Raw genomic sequence first — 17,689 nt, 5'->3', positions numbered from 1 at the left:
TCTAACAGGTTAGTGTAGCCACGGAATTTCCCGTGGTCAACTACTCATCACTGTTGCAACGGCGCACAACTAAGTTTGTAAAATGTTACAGAACGGCGTTTTACGGGTCGGTAGCGAGTAACATGCTTTTCCATAAGCCAATGTTTCTGAAGCCAGATTGTGAATTCCTCCGACCGCCTCCGCAGCTTGCTGCTCCTGTTGTTTGTCCAGACTTGCCCCGCGCAGGCGTCCGAGGTGTCCGAACAGGATGAACTCAGCGCCATGCCGCTGGAAAGCCTGATGGACGTCACCATGGTGACCTCGGCCTCGCGCTTCGCCCAGCGCACCAGCGATGCGCCGTCGGCGGTGGCGGTGCTGACCTCGCAGGATGTGCGCGAGCACGGCTGGCGCACCCTGGGCGACGCCCTGGCCACGCTACCCGGCCTGTACCTCTCCAGCGACCGCAATTACGATTATCTTGGCGCGCGCGGCTTCCTGCGCCCGGGCGACTACGACAGCCGCTTCCTGCTGCTGATTGACGGCGTGCGCGTCAACGACAGCGTGTATGACCAGGCCTCGATCGGCAGCGACAGCCTGGTCGACATGGATCTGGTGGAGCGCATCGAATACGTGCCGGGCCCGGGCGCGGCGGTGTATGGCTCCAACGCGCTGTTTGGCGTGATCAACGTCATCACCAAGGCCGGCAGCGCCATGAGCGGGCCGCAAGGCACGTTTTCGCTCGGCAGCAAGGGCGAACGGCGCGCCCGCGCCAGCTATGGCTACCATGCCCAGGATGGCACCGACGTGCTGTTATCCGTCAATGCCAGCCGGCGCCGCGGCGACGCCTTGTATGCGGCGGAATTCGATACGCCGGAACAGAACAGCGGCCTGGCCGAGGGCCTGGACTACCAGCGTACCCACGGTGTGTTCTTCAAGGCCAGCCACGGCGGCTGGACCTTCAGCAGCGGCTACAACAACCGCGTGAAAGGCGTGCCGACCGCCTCCTTCGGCGCCGTCTTCAATGCGCCCAACTACACGCGCGATACGCAAAGCTTTGCCAGCCTGTCCTACAACGTGGCCGCCAGCGAGCAGGTGGCGCTGTCGGGCCGGGCGGAATGGGGCCGCGCCGATTACCTCGGCGTGGGCTGGTATCCGGACCTGCAAGGCCAGCCACGCCAGAACGTCGACGGCGACCACGCGGCATGGTACGCGCTCAACCTCAACGCCACCCTGACCGGCGTCCGCGGGCACCAGCTGGCGATCGGCCTCGACGCCCAGCGCAACGCCCGCCGCGACCAGTTCAATTTTGACCTCGGCCCGCTTGAGCAGCGGCTGGACGACCGCCGTGCCGACAGCCGTGTCGGCGCCTATGTGGAAGACGAGATCCGCTTGACGCCTGCCGTGATCGTCAACGCCGGCCTGCGCTACGACCGCGACAGCATCACCGGCACCCGTTTCAGCCCGCGCACGGCGCTGGTGTGGCAGGGCAGCGCCATCGATACCTTCAAGCTGATCTATGGCACCGCCTACCGTTCGCCCAATGCCTACGAGCTGTACTACGCGGTCGGCGTGGGCGAAGGCGGCCTGGCGGCCAACCCGCACCTGCGCGCCGAGGAAATTTCCACCCACGAGCTGGTGTGGGAGCGCCAGCCGGACGCCTACAGCAAGCTGTCGGTGTCGGCCTACCATTACCGCATTTCCGGGCTGATTACCGAGACGGTGCGCGATGACGGCCTGCTGATGTTCGACAATACCGAGCGCGCCTCGGCCAACGGCATCGAGCTGTCGGCCGAGCGCCTGTTCGCCGGCGGCACCCGGCTGCGCGCCAACTATGCCTGGCAGCGCGCCCGCGACGGCGACGGCGCCCGCCTGGTCAATTCGCCGCGCCATCTGGCCAAGCTCAACGCCACCACGCCGCTGCCGGGCGACGCCTTGCGGCTGGGCATCGAGGGCCAGTGCGTGGCGCGTCGCCTGACCGAGCAGGCCACCACCGCCGGCTACTGCAGCTGGAACCTGACCCTGCTGCCGGCGCGCCGTCGCACAGCCGGCCTGGACTGGTCGGTCAGCTTCTACAACGCCGCCAACCAGCGCTATGCCGATCCGGCCGGGCCGGCCTTTGTGCAACAGGCGATCCCGCGCGAAGGGCGCAGCGTGGTTGCCAAGCTCGGTTATGCGTTCTGATTTCAGGCCCCAGGGACGCCGGCTGCGTTACAGCATGGCGCTGGCCATGCTGGCACTGGCGCGCTGCGCCTGGGCGCAGTCGGACGACGCCGCGCTCAAGGCCGCCTACGTCTACAACATTGCGCAGTTCACCGTCTGGCCGGCGGCCGCCGCGCCCGCCACGCGGCCGCTCAATGTCTGCGTCGGCAGCGGCCACGCGCTGGGGCAGAGCTTGCGCAAGCTGCAGGGCAAGCCGGTGGGCGAGCGCCGCCTGGCGGTGCTGGAAGCCGGCCCTGGCATGCAGTGCGACGTGGCCGTGCTGCGCGGCGGCGGTGCGCGTCCCGCCGAGCTGGGCAACGGCACCCTGGTCATCGTCGACGAACCCAGGAACGGCTACGCTGGCGCGGTGGCCCTGATCGAGGAAGATCAGCACCTGCGCTTTGATATCGATACGGCAGAGGCGGCGCGCGCCGGCCTGCATTTCAGCTCGCGCCTGCTGCGGCTGGCAAGGAACGTCCGATGAAACGCACGCCCGACCTGACACCGGTGCCCATCGCCAGCGCCCTCGGCACCAGCCAGATGATTGCGGCCGTGGCCGCGCTGGTGATCACCGGCGTGGTGCTGATCGCCTACCAGTTGCTCGACATGCGCCACTCGCTGACCGAGGGCGCGCGCGTGCAGGCCGCCATCGTGGCCGACAGCGTCACCGCGCCGCTGATGTTTGGCGACCGCGAGGCCGCCCGCGACGTGCTGCGCGCCTTCCGCTACGAGCCCGGCCTGCGCGCCATCGGCATCTACGACAAGGATGGCAAGCTGTTTGCCGAGTTCGCCTATCCGGACAGCCATTTGCCGCCGCAGCAGCCGCCCGCCGACAGCAGCCCGGACGGCGTGGTCACCGTCACCGAGACGGTGCGCCTGCGCAACGCCACGCTGGGCCAGATCGTGCTGCAGACCAGCACCAGCCGCGTGCGCGCCGCCATGCTGCGTTACCTCGGCCTGCTGGCCGTGGCCTCGCTGCTGGCCATGCTGGTGGTGGCCGCGCTCAGCCGCAAGACGCGGGCGCGGGTGGCGGCCGCCGAGCGCAAGCTCGACTACATGGCCCACACCGACCACGTCACCCGGTTGCCCAACCGCCATTCCACCTACGCGCGGCTGGCGGTCGACCTGGAACGCGCACAGGCCCAGGGCCAGCAACTGGCGCTGCTGCTGGTCGACCTCGACAACTTCAAGGTGGTCAACGACACCGCCGGCCACGCCGCCGGCGACGAATTGCTGAAGCAGGTGGCGGCCGCTTTGCTGGGCGCGGTGCGCGCGACCGACCTGGTGGGCCGCATCGGCGGCGACGAGTTTGCCATCATCGCCTGGCCGGTGCCCGACCGCGCCACCGCGCTGGCGGTGGCGGCCAAGGTCACGCAGGCGCTGCAGCGGCCGTTCCAGCTGGACTGCGGCGAATTCTTTGCCACCGCCAGTGTCGGCCTGTGCCTGTATCCGGACGACGCCCACAGCATGACCGAACTGGTGAGCAGCGCCGACACCGCGCTGTACCACGCCAAGCACGGCGGCCGCAACCGCCTGGCCGAATTCGTGCCGGCCATGACCGCCGCCACCCAACGCCGCGCCGCGCTGGAACGCGAACTGCGCCACGCCATCGACCAGCAGCAACTGGCGCTGCATTACCAGCCGCAGTTCGACTGCCACAGCGGCGCGCTGGTGGGGGTGGAAACCCTGCTGCGCTGGCGCCATCCCGAGCACGGGCTGGTGTCGCCGGCCGAGTTCATCCCGATTGCCGAAGACAGCGGCCTGATCGTGCAGCTCGGCAGCTGGGTGCTGCACCGCGCCTGCCACGAGGTGATGGCCTGGGATGCGGCCGGCGCCCCGCCGCTGACGCTGGCCGTGAACATGTCGGCGCGGCAGCTGCGCGAGCCCGGCTTCATCGACGACGTGATGCGCGCCCTGGCCCTGAGCGGGCTGCCGCCGGAACGGCTGGAACTGGAACTGACCGAAAGCGTGTTGATGGAAGACGTGGCCAGCGCGGTGGCCTTCATGCAGGCGGTGCGGGCACTGGGCGTGCGCCTGTCGATCGACGATTTCGGCACCGGCTACTCCTCGCTGGCCTATCTGCAAAGCTTCCCGATCAACCAGCTCAAGGTCGACCGCAGCTTCGTGCAACTGCTGCCGCAGCGCGGCGAGACCGTGATCCACGCCATCCTGGCGCTGGCGCATGGCTTCGGTTTGTCGGTGGTGGCGGAAGGCGTGGAAGACCAGGCGCAACTGGACTGGCTGCGCGCGGCCGGCTGCGAAATGGTGCAAGGCTTCCTGCTCGGCAAACCGATGCCGCCGCAGGACTTCGCCGCCCGCTATCTGGCCGCAAGCAATAAACCGCCGATTTCTGCGTTTCCTTGATGCAATGATCGTTTTATTGATAAAATAATAAATCGATGACCATCAAGGCAAATCTATGACCGTCACTCCTGAGCTTGCAGCGCAACGTTTGCGGGCTGCGATCCGCGAAGCCACAGCCGGCCTGATCAACCGCGACCAACTGGCAGAGCTGATGATCCTTGCAGCTGTGGCGCAAGAGCACGTACTGGTGATCGGTCCGCCAGGCACCGCCAAGAGCGCCGTAGTGCGGCGCGTGGCGCATAGCCTGGGCGGTAATTATTTCGAATACCTGCTAGGCCGCTTCACCGAGCCATCGGAACTGTTCGGTCCAGTCAACCTGAGCAAACTGCGCGAAGGTCTGGTGGAAACCGATATCGCCGGCATGCTGCCAGAAGCAGAAATCGCTTTCCTTGATGAAGTCTTCCTTGGATCGACCGCGATTCTCAACACCTTACTGGGTGTGCTCAACGAAAGGCAGTTCCGCCGTGGACACACCCGTATCCGTTGCCCCCTGCGGGTATGCGTGGGCGCCGCTAACGGCCTGCCAGAAGATGAAGGCCTGGCCGCTTTTGCCGACCGCTTCTTGTTGCATGTATTTGTCGAGGCGGTGCCGGACAACCGGCTGGAGGACTTGCTGGCCGGCGGTTGGCAGGTGAGCCAACGGCCGGTGACGGTATTGGCCGACATCTCCAGCCTGGATGTGCTGAACCAGGCCGTTCCTCTGGTCGATATGGACGGCGTGCGGCTGGCGCTGGCGCATGCGATACGCCAACTGCGTCAGGCCAACATCCAGCTATCGGATCGCCGCATCGTCAAGGCACAGCAACTGATTGCCGCCGCCGCCGTGCTGGCCGGGCGGCAAGCGGCCACCGGCGCCGACCTGTGGCCATTGCTGTACGTGATTCCCACCGCGAGCGGGCAGCAGAGCGCGCGCGAAGTGCTGCGCGAGGTGTTGGCGGAAGCGCGCCACCCGCTGCTGCAAGCCGTCGTCGAGCAAGCCGCACAGCAACCGCTAGCACGCGTAGCACGCCTGGTGGAAAGCGCCGATCTGCTATTAATGCAAGCCGACGCCGCCGTACCCGCCGTCGAAGCCCTATTGCGCGAAATCGACGCCAACTTCGATGCCACGCAGCTGCCGGCCGACCTGGCTCCGCGCCGCGGAAAACTGGTGGCAGCGCTGGGCTCCGCTGTGTATGCGGCAAGCGCAAGCTGATGCCGCAACTGCACTGGCAACCACGTATCAGTGCTCCCACGCCGGCTGGCGTGGTGGCGAAGGCGGCGCTAGCCGGCGCCGTGCTAACCCTGCTACGCCAGCGCGACGCCGACAGCCTGCTTCGGCTGTCGGCCGTGGCTACGCGTGATCTGCTGGTAATTCTTGGCCCCACTGCCGAACTGCCCTGGCTGGACGGCGTACGCTATTGTGCGCCGGAAGCCTGTGCACCGGCACTGTGGCTGCCCACCCATACAGCGCCGGCCTTGCCACTGGACCTGGTGCAGGACGCGCTGCTACGGCGCGCCGACAGCCGGCCTGTGCTGCTATGGCATGCGCCGGAACATATCCTTCCGCTGTCACAGGCGCTGCCGCTGACGACCGCGAGGCTGGACTGGCTAAGCGGAGAACTCGGCTGATGCAATTACCTGCCGCACTGGAACCGTGGGCGCCCTGGCTGGCGCTGCTGCCTCCCGATCTGGCTGAGACACTGGGTGACATGCTGCTGCGCTTGCATCCGCTGGTAGGCCGGCTGAATCCGGCCACGCTGCGCAGCGGTAGCGAGCCCGCCGGTGTGGGCAACATCGTCAGGCGCGGTCACTACGAGCGTTTGCTGATCACCGAATGGGCATATGCCGACGCCGAGCCGGATGAATTTCTGCGCCGCGCTGGCAGCGGTGAATTGTTGTTCACCGGGCCCGAGCCAGCAATGCACCAGCGCTCACTGGAAAGCATCGCCTTGTTTGACGCTGGCCTGAGCCAGTTGGGCGAACCGCGCTTGGCGCAAGTGGCGTTATTTATACTGCTGGCACGACGGGCGCAACAGGCCGGCGCCCGCTTCCGCTGGGGCGTCTGGCAGCAGCCGGGCACGCTCCACGAAGTGAGCGATGCCAGCGGTCTGAAAAAGCTGATCAAAGCGCGTACCTTGGCCGCGCCGTCGGATGCCGCCGATCAATGGCAAACCGCCTTGCCCCCTGTGTTGCAGGATTGCTGGCTGGTTGGCGCTGCCAGCCTGACGCTGCCGCAGCGGACCTGCATGCGCACGCTGATCCGTCCGGCTTTGCTGGCCAGGCAGCTCGACATCACATTGCACCAGCGCGACACCAGGCAGGAGCTCAAACTGGATCTTCCGGACGCGAACGACTGCGTGCGCCTGCTGCGCTTACTGGTCGCGTCGCCCGTCCCGGCGGGGGTTGTGCGCCAGGTCTCCCACAAGCCCTCACGGGCACAGCCGCCGCGCTTCGGCATGAATGGTCAGCGGCTCGCGGTAGCCCAATTGAATGGCGGCGCCATGACCTATCATGTGCCGTCATCATCCGGTACCCAACCGGGCAAATCGCGCAGCGAGGCGGCGCCGGGCAAAGGCATGATTCTGGCGGCCGGCCTGCTCACGCCCAAGCTGTCATACATCCGCGCGGTGGACCACCAGCTGTTTTTCCACAATCTGCCCGGGCCGTTGTTTGCCGGTAGAACATTAAGCGCGCCGCGGCCGGAGATGGAGCAATTCCGCGCACCGCCCGGAATGTCGCGCTGGCTGCCGCTGTTCTTCATGCAGCAGCGGGGACAAAACCGCGTGTTGGTGCTCGATACCAAAAAACAGCTGGTCTGCTGGCAAATCAGCAGCGCACAGCCGGAACTGGCATTCCATCCGGTCGCCAGCAACGTGATCGGGATCATCGACTTTGGCAAAACCGTGCAATTTGCCTGCTTGGAAGGTGAAGGTATCCAGCTATACCAATGGCAAATCTGGCAGGAGCGGCCGCAAAAGTTCACCTATGTGGGCCATCAAGGGACACATTTGTGGTTTGGCGGCAAACATCATTCAGACCATTCTGGCAGGATGATGCTGGCGATCCAGCGTTCGGATACCGACTGGTGGGTAGCGTATGGCGGTGACGGCAGCGTGGTGCAAATCGATGACGGTGCCACCGTGCTGGGGGTCGCAATCAGTGTACGGAATCCCAATCCGGGCTTGGTGGTGCTGCATCCCGGCCGCCAGCGCCTGGAGTTGCGGGTACGCGGCGCACGCTACGAGCTGGCCACCTCGACTGAAGCGATACAGCAGGCCAGCTTCGATGCTGCCAGCCGGCGGATGGCCTGGATCACCGCACGCACCAGCACGGTCATCGTGCGCGGCATCGATGACGACCAGGTGCTGCTGCAAATCAGCGCGCAGGGAGATCAGGATGCAACCTAAAATCCGTCGGCCACTCTACGAGGCCATGCAACACATCCATGCCCTATGGTTCGATCTGGAAATCATTGGGGAGGCAGCCGCACGGTGCCGCGTGCTGGGGCACTGGACACCGGGTTCGCGCCTGTATCAGGTGCACGGCGGTCTGCTGCTGATCTTGGGCACGCCACGCCATGCCCATTGCGCCAACATGAACGGTCTGCCGCTATGCGAGGAAAACGGCGTGCTCAGCAGCGCACCGCTGGCTCAGGATGAACGGGGAGCCACCCCACCTTCCTGCATCTGGCTGGTGCAGGGCGCGCACGCGCATCTGATTTCGCTGGCCCACGTGCCATGCATCGATCCATCGACCTGGCTGGCTCTGGATATGCTGCCGCTGGTCATGCCGCTGGGGCCACCGCAAACCGGCCTGCACGATATGGGGACACAGCCAGAACCTGCGGTGCCGCTGCGTGCGGTGTTCGGGGACAAGGTGCCGCCAGCGAGCGCCAGACGCGAAGCGATGCTGCGCAAACTGCAACACCCCACACGCCATCATAGCCACGCCCTGCAAGGCGCCGTCGCCGCACTGGGTGTGCTCGGCCTGCTCGCTGGCGCTTCGATGGGCCTGTTAGGTTGGGGAGCAGGTTTACTGGGATGGGGCCGCTCGACGGACAAGGGGCTCCGTCCCGACCAGCAGGGCCGGGTGAGCGCAGCGCGCAACAGTGCCGGCTTGTCACCGCTGGCAAAGCGACTAAGCGCGCTTGCTGCGCGGCTGGCCGTCCTCAGCGGAGCAGCCAAGGTGGTTGGCTGGCGCCAAGCCCTGTATTTGCGAAAGATGCTGGAGCTGCTGGAGCAAGGCAATATGCAGGAAGGCTTGCGCCATGCGATTCCGCTCGATGGCAAGCCGGCCGATCGGCCCGCCATGGGAACGCCACGTCCGCGCGCCAGCCTGGAGATCGGTGCCCATGATGGCATCAGCGTTGGCATCGGCCTCAACGTTCAACTGCGCGAGCATCTGCGCGTGACCTACCGCCGCACCTTTGAACGGCTGGATCGCGAAGGCAAAATCGACGAGGCCGCCTATGTCCTGGCCGAGCTGCTGAAATGCCACGCCGAGGCCGTCGATTACCTGGAGCGCAAGGAACGTCTGACGCAAGCGGCTCAACTGGCCGAGACGCTGGTACTACCGGCGGAAACCGCAGTACGCCTTTGGCTGCTGGCCGGGAACACCGAGCGCGTCATGCATCTGGCGCGGTTGACGCAAACCTTTGGCGCCGCAGTCACACTGCTGGAAAATAAAAAGAATCCACAGGCTGCGGCGATGCGCGTGTGGTGGGCACAAGACCTCGCCCAGCGCGGCCGCCTGTGCGAGGCAGCAGATGCCATCTGGCCATTGGAAAACCAGCGCGAGCAAGCTCTGACATGGTTACTGGAGGCGGAACACGCCGGCGGCATGCTCGGCACGCGTGCGCTGCTGCGCAAACTGACGCTGATGCCGGACAGCCTCGCTGCCAGCGAAGCCTATGTTCTGCAACTGTTGAGCGACCACAGCGTGCATGGTCCCCAGCGGCGCTGGCAACTGGCAACGGAACTATTGGGCCTGAGCACCCATTCAACGGCAACCCGGCGTATCGCCACCGAATTGCTGCGACCGTTGTTGGCGGAACGCATGGCCGGGCAAAACCAGCTTGACAAACAGGCACTGAATAAATTGCTGGACCTGTCCGGCAATGCGGCCTTGCGCGTCGACCTGCCCCAGTTCAAACTGGAAGCGGGACGCGCTGCGCTGGCGCTGGCGGCACGTTCTGAGCGGCTCTGTCTGCATCAACAAGAACGCGGCCTGATGACCATCCATGATGCGCACCGCTTGCCCGACGGCCATTACCTGCTGGCACTGGGCGAAGCCGGCGTGCTGCGCATTGACCGCCACGGCAGGCAAGTCATGCAGTTCCCGGTACCGGCCACGCGGCTGGTGCTGGCCGAAGGCGGCCAGCGCGCACTGGCGCTGGTACAGCGCAATGCCATGTGGCGCGTCAGCCGCATCGATCTGATCTCGCGCCGGGTTTCGGACTGGATAGTGCAACCGCTGCGCTTCTGGGCGGCACAGTATGACGGCTTGTTGTGGAACGCCGTCATTGATAACCGGCTGGTTGCTCTTGATACCAGCAAAGACCAGTTGGCGGTGAGTTGGCAAATCGCCGACCTGCCAGGGGAAATCTGCGCCATGGCAGACGACGGTAAGCTGCAAACTCTGCTGCTTGCCAATCCCAACGAATTGCAGCAGTGGCGTTATCACCTGCCGTCGCGCCGCCTGATGCAGCGCGATATTTTTCCGCAACCGGAGCGCGTGTGGCAGTTACTGCCGCATAGTGAGCGTGACGTACCGATGGCCCTATACCTGCACCAGGCGGATAGCACGGCAGCCATCATGCACATTCATATGGGCAGCGGAACCGCGCCGTTCAAACTGCCGTTGCGATCCACTGCCGCAGCGCCGGCAGTTAGTGTTAGCGGTGCGATGCTGATGATCCACGATTACGCGAATGATGAACAGTTGGTCTGCCAGGCTTTCGATCTGCGCTCCAGCCGCGTCTTGGCACAGGTCAGGCTGGACTTCCCTCGGCTTGCGCGCTCCGTCGTAAGTGGCGGCCATATCCTGCTGTTCGATCAGGCCGGACGCATAGTCGACATAAGTTGCGAGGACAGCACCATTCATACGCTAACACTGTGAAATTTTCTGGTTGGAGAAGCGGCAGCTATACTCGCGGTCATTCACCACTTTCCGATGGCCGCATGCATACTCCCACCGTCCCCCCAGCCGCTCCAGGCAGCATCCGCGGCCGCCAAACCCTGACGCTGGTGCTGCTGGTGGTCTGCGGTGTGATCAACTACCTCGACCGCGCCACGCTGGCCGTCGCCAATGAATTCATCCGGGCCGACCTCGGCCTTTCGCTTGGCCAGATGGGCTTGCTGCTATCGGCGTTTTCGTGGAGCTATGCGCTGTGCCAGCTGCCGGTCGGCGCGCTGGTCGACAAGATCGGGCCGCGCTGGCTGCTCGGCATCGGACTGCTGGTGTGGTCGCTGGCGCAGGCGGCCGGCGGGCTGGCCGCCACCTTCGGCTATTTCGTGCTGGCCCGCATCGCGCTGGGCATCGGCGAGGCGCCGCACTTTCCGTCAGCGGCACGCGCGGTCAGCAACTGGTTTCCACCGCGTGCGCGCGGCACGCCGACCGGCATCTTCAACTCGGCCTCGCCGCTGGGCATGGCGCTGGCACCGCTGTGCTTACCGCCGCTGATCCTGGCCACCAGCTGGCACTGGGCCTTCTTCGTCACCGGCGCGCTGGGCATGGTGGCGGCCGTGGTGTGGGTCAGCCTGTACCGCGACCCGGTGCGCGCGCAGATGAGCGCCGAAGAGCGCGCCTACCTGGAAGTCGCCGCCAGCGACGGTGCCAAGCCCACCACCAGCTTTGCCGCCTGGTGCGCGCTGTTCCGCCATCGGACCACGTGGGGAATGATGCTGGGTTTCTTTGGCTCGGTGTACCTGAACTGGGTCTACCTGACCTGGCTGCCCGGCTATCTGCGCGCCCAGCGCCATATGGACCTGGCTTACGCCGGCATCGCGGCGGCGATCCCGTTCCTGTGCGGCTTTGCCGGCGCGCTGGTGGCGGGCTGGGCGTCCGACCGCGTGGTCAGGCACGCCGCCTCGCCCATCAGCGGCCGCCGCAACGCCGTGGTGGCCACCATGCTGGGCATGGTGGCGTTCACCATCCCGGCGGCGCTGGTGGAAAGCAATGTGCTGGCGGTGGCGTGCATCGCCATGGTGATTTTCCTGGCCAATGCCTCGTCGGCCTGCGCGTGGTCGCTGGCCACAGTGGCGGCGCCGCCCAGCCGCATCGCTTCACTGGGCGCGATCCAGAACTTCGGCGGCTTCCTCGGCGGCGCGCTGGCGCCGGTGCTGACCGGCTACATCGCGCAGGGCTGGTCTTTCGTGCCGGCACTGCTGACCGGCGCCGCCATCGCCTTTGGCGGAGCGATGGCGTACCACCTCCTGGTGTCAGCGCCGATCCCCGAGCAGGACTAGTTGCAGACGTCGCCGGTGACGGCCGGAATGACCGCACCGGTGACGCTGAGGCCAACCGTGGCGGTGCCGCCCGGTGCGATGACGGTGTTCCAGCTCTGGTTGGCGGTGGCGCTGTACTCCGGCGCCGAGCCGCTCAACGCCGCATTCCAGGCATTGCCCACCACCGAATTGTCGCTGTAGCGCCAATGCACGCTCCAGCCATTGACGGCGCTCTGGCGGTTGTTGGTGATGCGGATTTCGGCGGTGTATCCACCCTGCCACGACTTGGTGACCACATACTCGCACTTGTTGGCCGAGGACGCGCTGCTGCCGCCGGCCGCCGTCACCGCCACGTCGCCGTCGTCGGCCGGCTGGCCGTAGACCACGCCGCGTCCCACCGTGCTCATGTACACACGGCCAAACACATTGCTGTCGCCGGTGATGAGCCTGGCGTTGCCGATGCCGCCATACTGGTGGTCGTCGTCATTCACGCGCACCCAGGTGTTGCCGCGGTCGACCGAGCGCAGCACGCCGCGCACGCCGCCCACCGTGCCGGCGATGTACACGGTGGGATAGTCGCCGCCCCACGGCGCCACGCCCAGGCCGACCGCGTCGCAGGCGTTGACGGCCGGGATTTTGGTGAAGCTCTGCGCGCTGTCGGTGGTGTGCAGCAGCCCGCCGTCGCCCTGGCAGACCCACAGGTCGCCCTCGGCACCCGGAGTGGCGGCAATGCGCTTCTCGCCGCCGACTTTCAGCGCGGCGCTGGTGGGCCAGAAGGTCCAGCCGGTGTCATAGCTGACCAGCATACGGCCGGCGGCGTTATCGTAGACGTAAAACTTCTTCGGATTGACCGGGTCGCCCACCGGCAAAGCGTTGCTGAGCTTGATGCTGTCCACCAGGGTCCAGCTGTTGCCGTAATCGGACGAGCGATAGGTGTGCGTGCTGTCATTCTTGTCCGAAGGGCTGTGCAGCAACACCGCGCCGTCGGCCGACAGCGCCAGCGTGCCGCGCGTGGCTTGCGGCGGGTTCGATTTGGTCCAGCTCGCCCCCTTATCGGTGGAATAGTACATATCCGTCCCGACCCGCACCAGCAGGCGCGCATCCGGCGTGCTGACCAGGCTGGTGGTGCTGCCCATCGACGGGTTGTGGCGCCAGCCATACTTGCTCAGGTCCCATTGCAGGAAGCCGTCGAAATCGCCGATCGCCGTCACGGTCGGCCCCCAGTTCGGCAGGCTGATCACCTGGTACGGCACCGTCTCTTCCATGCCCTTGACGTCGAACCGCCAGGTGGTGGTCGCGGCCTCAAGGTCGGTGGTGCGGTAGATGCCGTTGCCGGAAATCAGCCAGGCGCTCTTGGTGTCAAACGGATCGAACTGCACGTCGCCGGACCAGTGGATGCCGACGTTCCTGCTCCAGTCCATGTCGTTGCTGTCGATCGCGAAACCGCGTTGCACCACGTCCACCCAATTGCGGCCGGCGTCGCTGGTGGTGAACACATGATCGCCCCAGTTGCCGTTTTGCGCCATCCAGGCGCCGCTGGTCGAGGCCACCAGATGCCGCGGGTTGTTCGGGTCCATGCTGATGCCGCCGAACGGGCCGCCGATGCCGGCCGGCGTGACATTGGTCCAGCGGTAGTTGGCGATGTCGTACTCCCAGATCTGGCCCTTATCCAGCATTTCATACAAATCCTTGTTGGGGGACGGGCCGGCGCCGTTGGCATAGGTGATGTACAACTTGTTGTCCGGCGAGATGACCGCGCGCTGCGGCATCAGGTCGGCGGGGCCGCCCTTGATTTCCCAGAAACTGGCGCCGCCGTCGCCGCTGTAATACAGGTTGGCGCCCACCGACGCCCAGCGCGACACGCCCACCACCAGCCGCCTGGCAGCGCCATTGTTAGCACTGGCAGGATCAAGCAGCACAAAGCTGATGCCGTTGCCATTGGCGGTGGTGGTCACCGGAAGCGAGGTCAGCCGGTTCCAGCTGGCGCCGGCATCAGTGCTCTTGAACAGGCCATCCTGCTGGGTGCCGGCGTACAGCACCTGGCTGTCACCCGGATCGACTTGCAAGCGTTCGCCATTCTGGCGCCCGCCGGCATTGCCATGCACCTTGAATTGCGCGCTGACGTCGACCAGGCTGAAAGTCTGGCCATAGTCGATCGAGCGCAGGATGGCGCTGTTGCCGTTGTTGAAGTAGCTGGTGCCGGCCATCACATACAGGTTGGCGGCGTTTTTGGGATCGACCGCGATCGACAGCACGCCCAGCAAGCCGACACGGCTGTCCGGCAGCCAGTCCAGCAACGGCAGCCAGCGCTCGTTGTGGGCGTCCCAGCGGTAGGCGCCACCGACGTCGGTGCGGGCATAGACCACGCCGCGCTCGGATTTGGCCGGCACCACGCCGGTCACAAAACCGCCGCCGCCCATGGCGATCGCATCCCATTTATAGGTTTCGGCCTGGGCCACAGGCACCAGCAACAGCGCTGCCGACAGCAGCGCGCAGATTGGTTTCACAGTCACGAAATTTTCCCCTTGATATGCTGAGTTGTCTTCGCGCCGCCGGACGCGCCCGCGGCAGAACCGCCGAAGCCGGCGTCGAGCAATGGTATGAATTACTGATGGGGACGGACACTGCGGGATTCTGAAAATGCTGTAGGGTTTTCCTGAGTTTGGGTGAGGCAGCGGGACGCCGCCACGGCATGCAGCAGACCATAGCGCAGCATGACGGCATTGCTCTGGAAGCCCATCTTCTGCATCAGCCTGGCCTTGTGCGCGCTGACCGTGCGGCTGGTGATCGACAACGCCGCGGCGATCTCGTTTACCGTCTTGCCGAGCACCAGCAGCTGGAACACGCTTTGCTCGCGCGCCGACAGTTTTTTGTGGCAATCGAGGTATTGCCCGGGCGTGAGCTCGGCGGCCAGGCCGGGCGCAAGATAGCGGCCGCCGCCGGCCACCTCGCGCACCGCCAGCAACAGGGCTTCCGGATCGCTGTCCTTGGTGATGTAGCCGTTGGCGCCGGCTTTCAGCGCGCGCTGCACCAGCAGCGTCTCGCTGTGCATGCTCAACACCAGCATCGGCAGGGTGGGGGCCGCAGCGCGCACCTGTTGAATCAGCGCGATGCCGCTGAGGCCGGGCATCGACATATCCAGCAGCACCAGCTCGCAGGGCGTGCAGCGCAGCTGATCGAGCAACTGCTCGCCGTGGCTGGCCTCGCCCACCACGGTCAGGTCGTCGGTCTGGCCAAACAATAACACCGTGCCGCCACGGACGATGGCGTGATCATCGGCGATGAGAATGCGGATCATGGAAGACATCGGCAACAGGGAAGAACAGGCTTGGCAGCGTAGCCACGCAGCCGCGCTCCACAGTAGCAGCGGTAACAGCAATGCTAGCAAACTGCAGTTTGTCTTATAAATCCAAGCCCGGGTGTTAGCCGCGTTTGCCAGACAGGTCCAGATGAATATATACTCCATATACGTTTCGTATATTGAGGTGAAGTATGGGCATTGTGAACATCGACGAGGAATTGCACGACCAGATCCGCAAGGCCAGCGCGGTCGGCTGCCGCTCGATCAACGCGCAGGCGGCGTTCTGGATCAAGATCGGCATGCTGTGCGAGATGAATCCGACGCAGAGTTTCAACGAGATCGTCAGCCGCGAATTGCGCGCGGCCGGGGTGGACGCGCAGGCGCTGAGGGCGCTCCCGGTATGACCAAGCGGCCGGAAGAAATCGCCTTGATGGCCGAAGCGGGCCAGTTGCTGGCCAGCGTGTTTGGCGATCTGGACAAGCTCGACCTGATCGGCAGGTCGACCATGGAAGTGAATGACCGGGTCGATGCCTTCATCGTGAACCAGCTCAAGGCGCGTCCGGCCAGCAAGGGGCAGTACGGTTACGCCTATGCCCTGAACGCCTCGCGCAACCACGTGGTGTGCCACGGCGTGCCGTCCGCCTCGGACATCCTGCGCGACGGCGATATCGTCAACTTCGACATCACGCTGGAAAAGAATGGCTACATCGCCGACTCCAGCAAGACCTATCTGGTGGGCACTGTGTCGCAGTCAGCGCAACAGCTGGTGCAAACCACCTACGAAGCAATGTGGAAGGGCATCAGCGCGGTGCGCCCGGGTGCGCAGCTGGGCGATATCGGCTACGCCATCGAACGCCATGCGCGCCGCCACGGCTATTCGGTGGTGCGCGACTACTGCGGCCACGGCATCGGCCGCGAGATGCACGAACCGCCGCAGGTGCTGCACTGGGGCCGCCCGCGCACCGGCCTGATCCTGCGCGAAGGCATGGTGTTCACCATCGAGCCCATGCTCAACGCCGGCCGCCACCAGGTGCATACCGAAGACGATGGCTGGACCGTCGTCACCAGCGACGGCCAGCTCTCGGCCCAGTTCGAACACACGGTGGCGGTGACCCGCAACGGCGCGCAAGTGCTCACCCTGCGCCCGGACGAGGATCAGAACTTGTACTGCAGGTTGCCAAACACCGAGCGGCCGCGCGGATCGCCATAGGTCGGGTCCCAGGTCACTTCAAAGTAGCGCGACTGGTTGGTGAATGGCGGCGGCGTGTCGAACATATTGATCACGCCCAGGCGCAGCTTGAGCTTCTTGCTGAACGCATAGCTGCCGCTCAGGTCCCATAGCGAATAAGCCTTCACGCAATTGTGCACGCGGAATAAAGTGTGACACTTGAGGCCTTTAAAAATCAATAACTTAAGTCATTGGACGGGCAAGAGCCAAAAGAATATAGTTTGACACTCAACTAGTTTGGCCACTTTGACCTCAAAATCTTGCAGTAATAAAGTTTGACACCACAAAATAGTCATGTGGCATTCCACGCTAGTGCCTACTGGTGATCGTCAACACTACGACTGGATCTCACATAAAACTTATTCAGTCATCGTCCCCTAGAATGATGAGTGGTTTTGCATTTTTAGCGGTTACACCAGGTTTTTCTATTAATGCGTTGCTCTTCCTATCAAACGTCCACTGCGTGAGCTTACGCAATTCTTGCGTCTCTTCCGGCAATGTCATTTTTTGATCCGGGAATCTAATCTTCAATAGCATGTGAGAATCTGCGCTGGGATGAGATCGAACCTCTTCAAACGCAGTTTTAGCCACGGTGACGCTCGCGGGATGGTGTCGCTCAGCAGCCAAAAAAGCTTGGTTCAGCCGACAAAAAGCTCCAAGGGCTGGGTCGCCGCGTTTAGAAAATTCAGTGGCTGCCTGCGTATATAAATTATCGCCTTCTGTAAATTGCTGCAGTTGATACGCTAGCAGTCCTTCGGTAGCAATTGCGAAAGGTTCGATTTCTCTGCCATAGATTTGGCGTAATCGTTTCAACGTTGACTTTGCCTTATCTTCGCTTCCCATGCTCGCATGTACAAACGCCAAATTAATTAAAAGGCCTTGGTCAGTAGGGTCGGTTTTCAAACCGGCTTCCAGCCATTTTAGGGCAGGGATATGAGACCCCCTATAAGCGTATAAAGATGACAGCAATTGAATAGGCCGACTTGAAAACGGTTCCTGAGAATGCCAAGCAACGGCATGCTGTTCGATTCCATTTAAGTCCACCTCATTCCAAGCCTTCAACAACAATGGGGCACCTCGAATAACTGGAGATCCCGGAGGTGGCGCTGAAAAATAGCGACATGGGCAGCGGATCGGCTGCTGATCACCCCAGGCTCCAGGTCCTTTGAGGCGCTTTGTGTGCAGATTCCGGTG

The 17,689-nt window shown here is 64.2% G+C and carries 14 protein-coding genes; 10 read left to right on the top strand and 4 right to left on the bottom strand.

Annotation, left to right across the window (positions count from 1 at the left end; translation table 11 throughout):
* The first annotated feature begins 159 nt into the window (after window positions 1-159).
* The 8 genes from ABDW57_RS14500 to ABDW57_RS14465 all read left to right on the top strand — a co-directional run bounded on the left by ABDW57_RS14500 (window position 160) and on the right by ABDW57_RS14465 (window position 11,987).
* Window positions 160-2,160 carry a TonB-dependent receptor gene (locus tag ABDW57_RS14500; RefSeq protein WP_343730889.1) on the top strand — a complete coding sequence of 667 codons (2,001 nt, stop codon included), beginning with the start codon at window positions 160-162 and terminating at the stop codon, window positions 2,158-2,160.
* The gene (locus ABDW57_RS14495) at window positions 2,150-2,662 is read left to right on the top strand and encodes a YfiR family protein (protein ID WP_343730888.1); all 513 of its coding nucleotides are present in this window, start codon (window positions 2,150-2,152) and stop codon (window positions 2,660-2,662) included. The genes ABDW57_RS14500 and ABDW57_RS14495 overlap by 11 nt, the downstream gene beginning before the upstream one ends.
* A complete protein-coding gene (locus ABDW57_RS14490; protein ID WP_343730887.1) occupies window positions 2,659-4,542 on the top strand; it encodes an EAL domain-containing protein in 1,884 nt (627 codons plus the stop codon). Before ABDW57_RS14495 ends, ABDW57_RS14490 begins: the two co-directional genes overlap by 4 nt.
* Before the next feature lie 55 nt (window positions 4,543-4,597).
* Window positions 4,598-5,734, top strand: a complete 1,137-nt coding sequence (locus ABDW57_RS14485; RefSeq protein ID WP_343730886.1) for an AAA family ATPase — start codon at window positions 4,598-4,600, stop codon at window positions 5,732-5,734.
* Entirely contained in the window at window positions 5,734-6,150 is a 417-nt protein-coding gene (locus tag ABDW57_RS14480) for a hypothetical protein (RefSeq protein WP_343730885.1), read from the top strand. Before ABDW57_RS14485 ends, ABDW57_RS14480 begins: the two co-directional genes overlap by 1 nt.
* Before the next feature lie 80 nt (window positions 6,151-6,230).
* On the top strand, window positions 6,231-7,928 hold the full coding sequence (locus tag ABDW57_RS14475; RefSeq protein ID WP_343730884.1) for a hypothetical protein: 1,698 nt from the start codon (window positions 6,231-6,233) through the stop codon (window positions 7,926-7,928).
* Complete coding sequence (locus ABDW57_RS14470; RefSeq protein ID WP_343730883.1) at window positions 7,918-10,638, top strand: bpX6 domain-containing protein; 2,721 nt, start codon at window positions 7,918-7,920, stop codon at window positions 10,636-10,638. The genes ABDW57_RS14475 and ABDW57_RS14470 overlap by 11 nt, the downstream gene beginning before the upstream one ends.
* A 62-nt stretch (window positions 10,639-10,700) precedes the next feature.
* Window positions 10,701-11,987 carry an MFS transporter gene (locus ABDW57_RS14465; RefSeq protein WP_343730882.1) on the top strand — a complete coding sequence of 429 codons (1,287 nt, stop codon included), beginning with the start codon at window positions 10,701-10,703 and terminating at the stop codon, window positions 11,985-11,987.
* On the opposite strand, the gene ABDW57_RS14460 is transcribed toward ABDW57_RS14465, so the two are convergent.
* Together ABDW57_RS14460 and ABDW57_RS14455 are read right to left on the bottom strand one after the other, a co-directional pair.
* Complete coding sequence (locus ABDW57_RS14460; RefSeq protein WP_343730881.1) at window positions 11,984-14,479, bottom strand: cellulose binding domain-containing protein; 2,496 nt, start codon at window positions 14,477-14,479, stop codon at window positions 11,984-11,986. The two genes, ABDW57_RS14465 and ABDW57_RS14460, sit on opposite strands and share 4 nt — an antisense overlap.
* Window positions 14,480-14,571: 92 nt before the next feature.
* Entirely contained in the window at window positions 14,572-15,264 is a 693-nt protein-coding gene (locus tag ABDW57_RS14455; protein ID WP_343730880.1) for a response regulator transcription factor, read from the bottom strand.
* A gap of 194 nt (window positions 15,265-15,458) precedes the next feature.
* Here ABDW57_RS14455 and ABDW57_RS14450 point away from each other — a divergent pair, with 194 nt between their 5' ends.
* Complete coding sequence (locus tag ABDW57_RS14450) at window positions 15,459-15,671, top strand: ParD-like family protein (protein WP_343730879.1); 213 nt, start codon at window positions 15,459-15,461, stop codon at window positions 15,669-15,671.
* Window positions 15,668-16,477: a type I methionyl aminopeptidase gene (gene map, locus ABDW57_RS14445; protein WP_343730878.1), complete on the top strand. Its 810-nt coding sequence runs from the start codon at window positions 15,668-15,670 to the stop codon at window positions 16,475-16,477. Before ABDW57_RS14450 ends, map begins: the two co-directional genes overlap by 4 nt.
* Here map and ABDW57_RS14440 read toward each other — a convergent pair.
* Window positions 16,423-16,623, bottom strand: a complete 201-nt coding sequence (locus ABDW57_RS14440) for a hypothetical protein (RefSeq protein ID WP_343730877.1) — start codon at window positions 16,621-16,623, stop codon at window positions 16,423-16,425. The two genes, map and ABDW57_RS14440, sit on opposite strands and share 55 nt — an antisense overlap.
* Window positions 16,624-16,858: 235 nt before the next feature.
* Window positions 16,859-17,689 (bottom strand): hypothetical protein (locus ABDW57_RS14435; protein ID WP_343730876.1); only part of this gene is annotated, 831 nt, incomplete at its 5' end.

The sequence above is a fragment of the Duganella sp. genome, from assembly GCF_039595735.1.
Taxonomy (GTDB): domain Bacteria; phylum Pseudomonadota; class Gammaproteobacteria; order Burkholderiales; family Burkholderiaceae_D; genus Rugamonas.
This window is presented reverse-complemented; position numbering and strand designations above follow the sequence as displayed.

Coding starts and splice junctions, on each gene's coding strand:
- ABDW57_RS14485 (WP_343730886.1), top strand. CDS start 4,598: ATGACCGTCACTCCTGAGCTTGCAGCGCAACGTTTGCGGGCTGCGATC.
- ABDW57_RS14480 (WP_343730885.1), top strand. CDS start 5,734: ATGCCGCAACTGCACTGGCAACCACGTATCAGTGCTCCCACGCCGGCT.
- ABDW57_RS14455 (WP_343730880.1), bottom strand. CDS start 15,264: ATGATCCGCATTCTCATCGCCGATGATCACGCCATCGTCCGTGGCGGC.
- ABDW57_RS14470 (WP_343730883.1), top strand. CDS start 7,918: ATGCAACCTAAAATCCGTCGGCCACTCTACGAGGCCATGCAACACATC.
- map (WP_343730878.1), top strand. CDS start 15,668: ATGACCAAGCGGCCGGAAGAAATCGCCTTGATGGCCGAAGCGGGCCAG.
- ABDW57_RS14450 (WP_343730879.1), top strand. CDS start 15,459: ATGGGCATTGTGAACATCGACGAGGAATTGCACGACCAGATCCGCAAG.
- ABDW57_RS14465 (WP_343730882.1), top strand. CDS start 10,701: ATGCATACTCCCACCGTCCCCCCAGCCGCTCCAGGCAGCATCCGCGGC.
- ABDW57_RS14475 (WP_343730884.1), top strand. CDS start 6,231: ATGCTGCTGCGCTTGCATCCGCTGGTAGGCCGGCTGAATCCGGCCACG.
- ABDW57_RS14495 (WP_343730888.1), top strand. CDS start 2,150: ATGCGTTCTGATTTCAGGCCCCAGGGACGCCGGCTGCGTTACAGCATG.
- ABDW57_RS14490 (WP_343730887.1), top strand. CDS start 2,659: ATGAAACGCACGCCCGACCTGACACCGGTGCCCATCGCCAGCGCCCTC.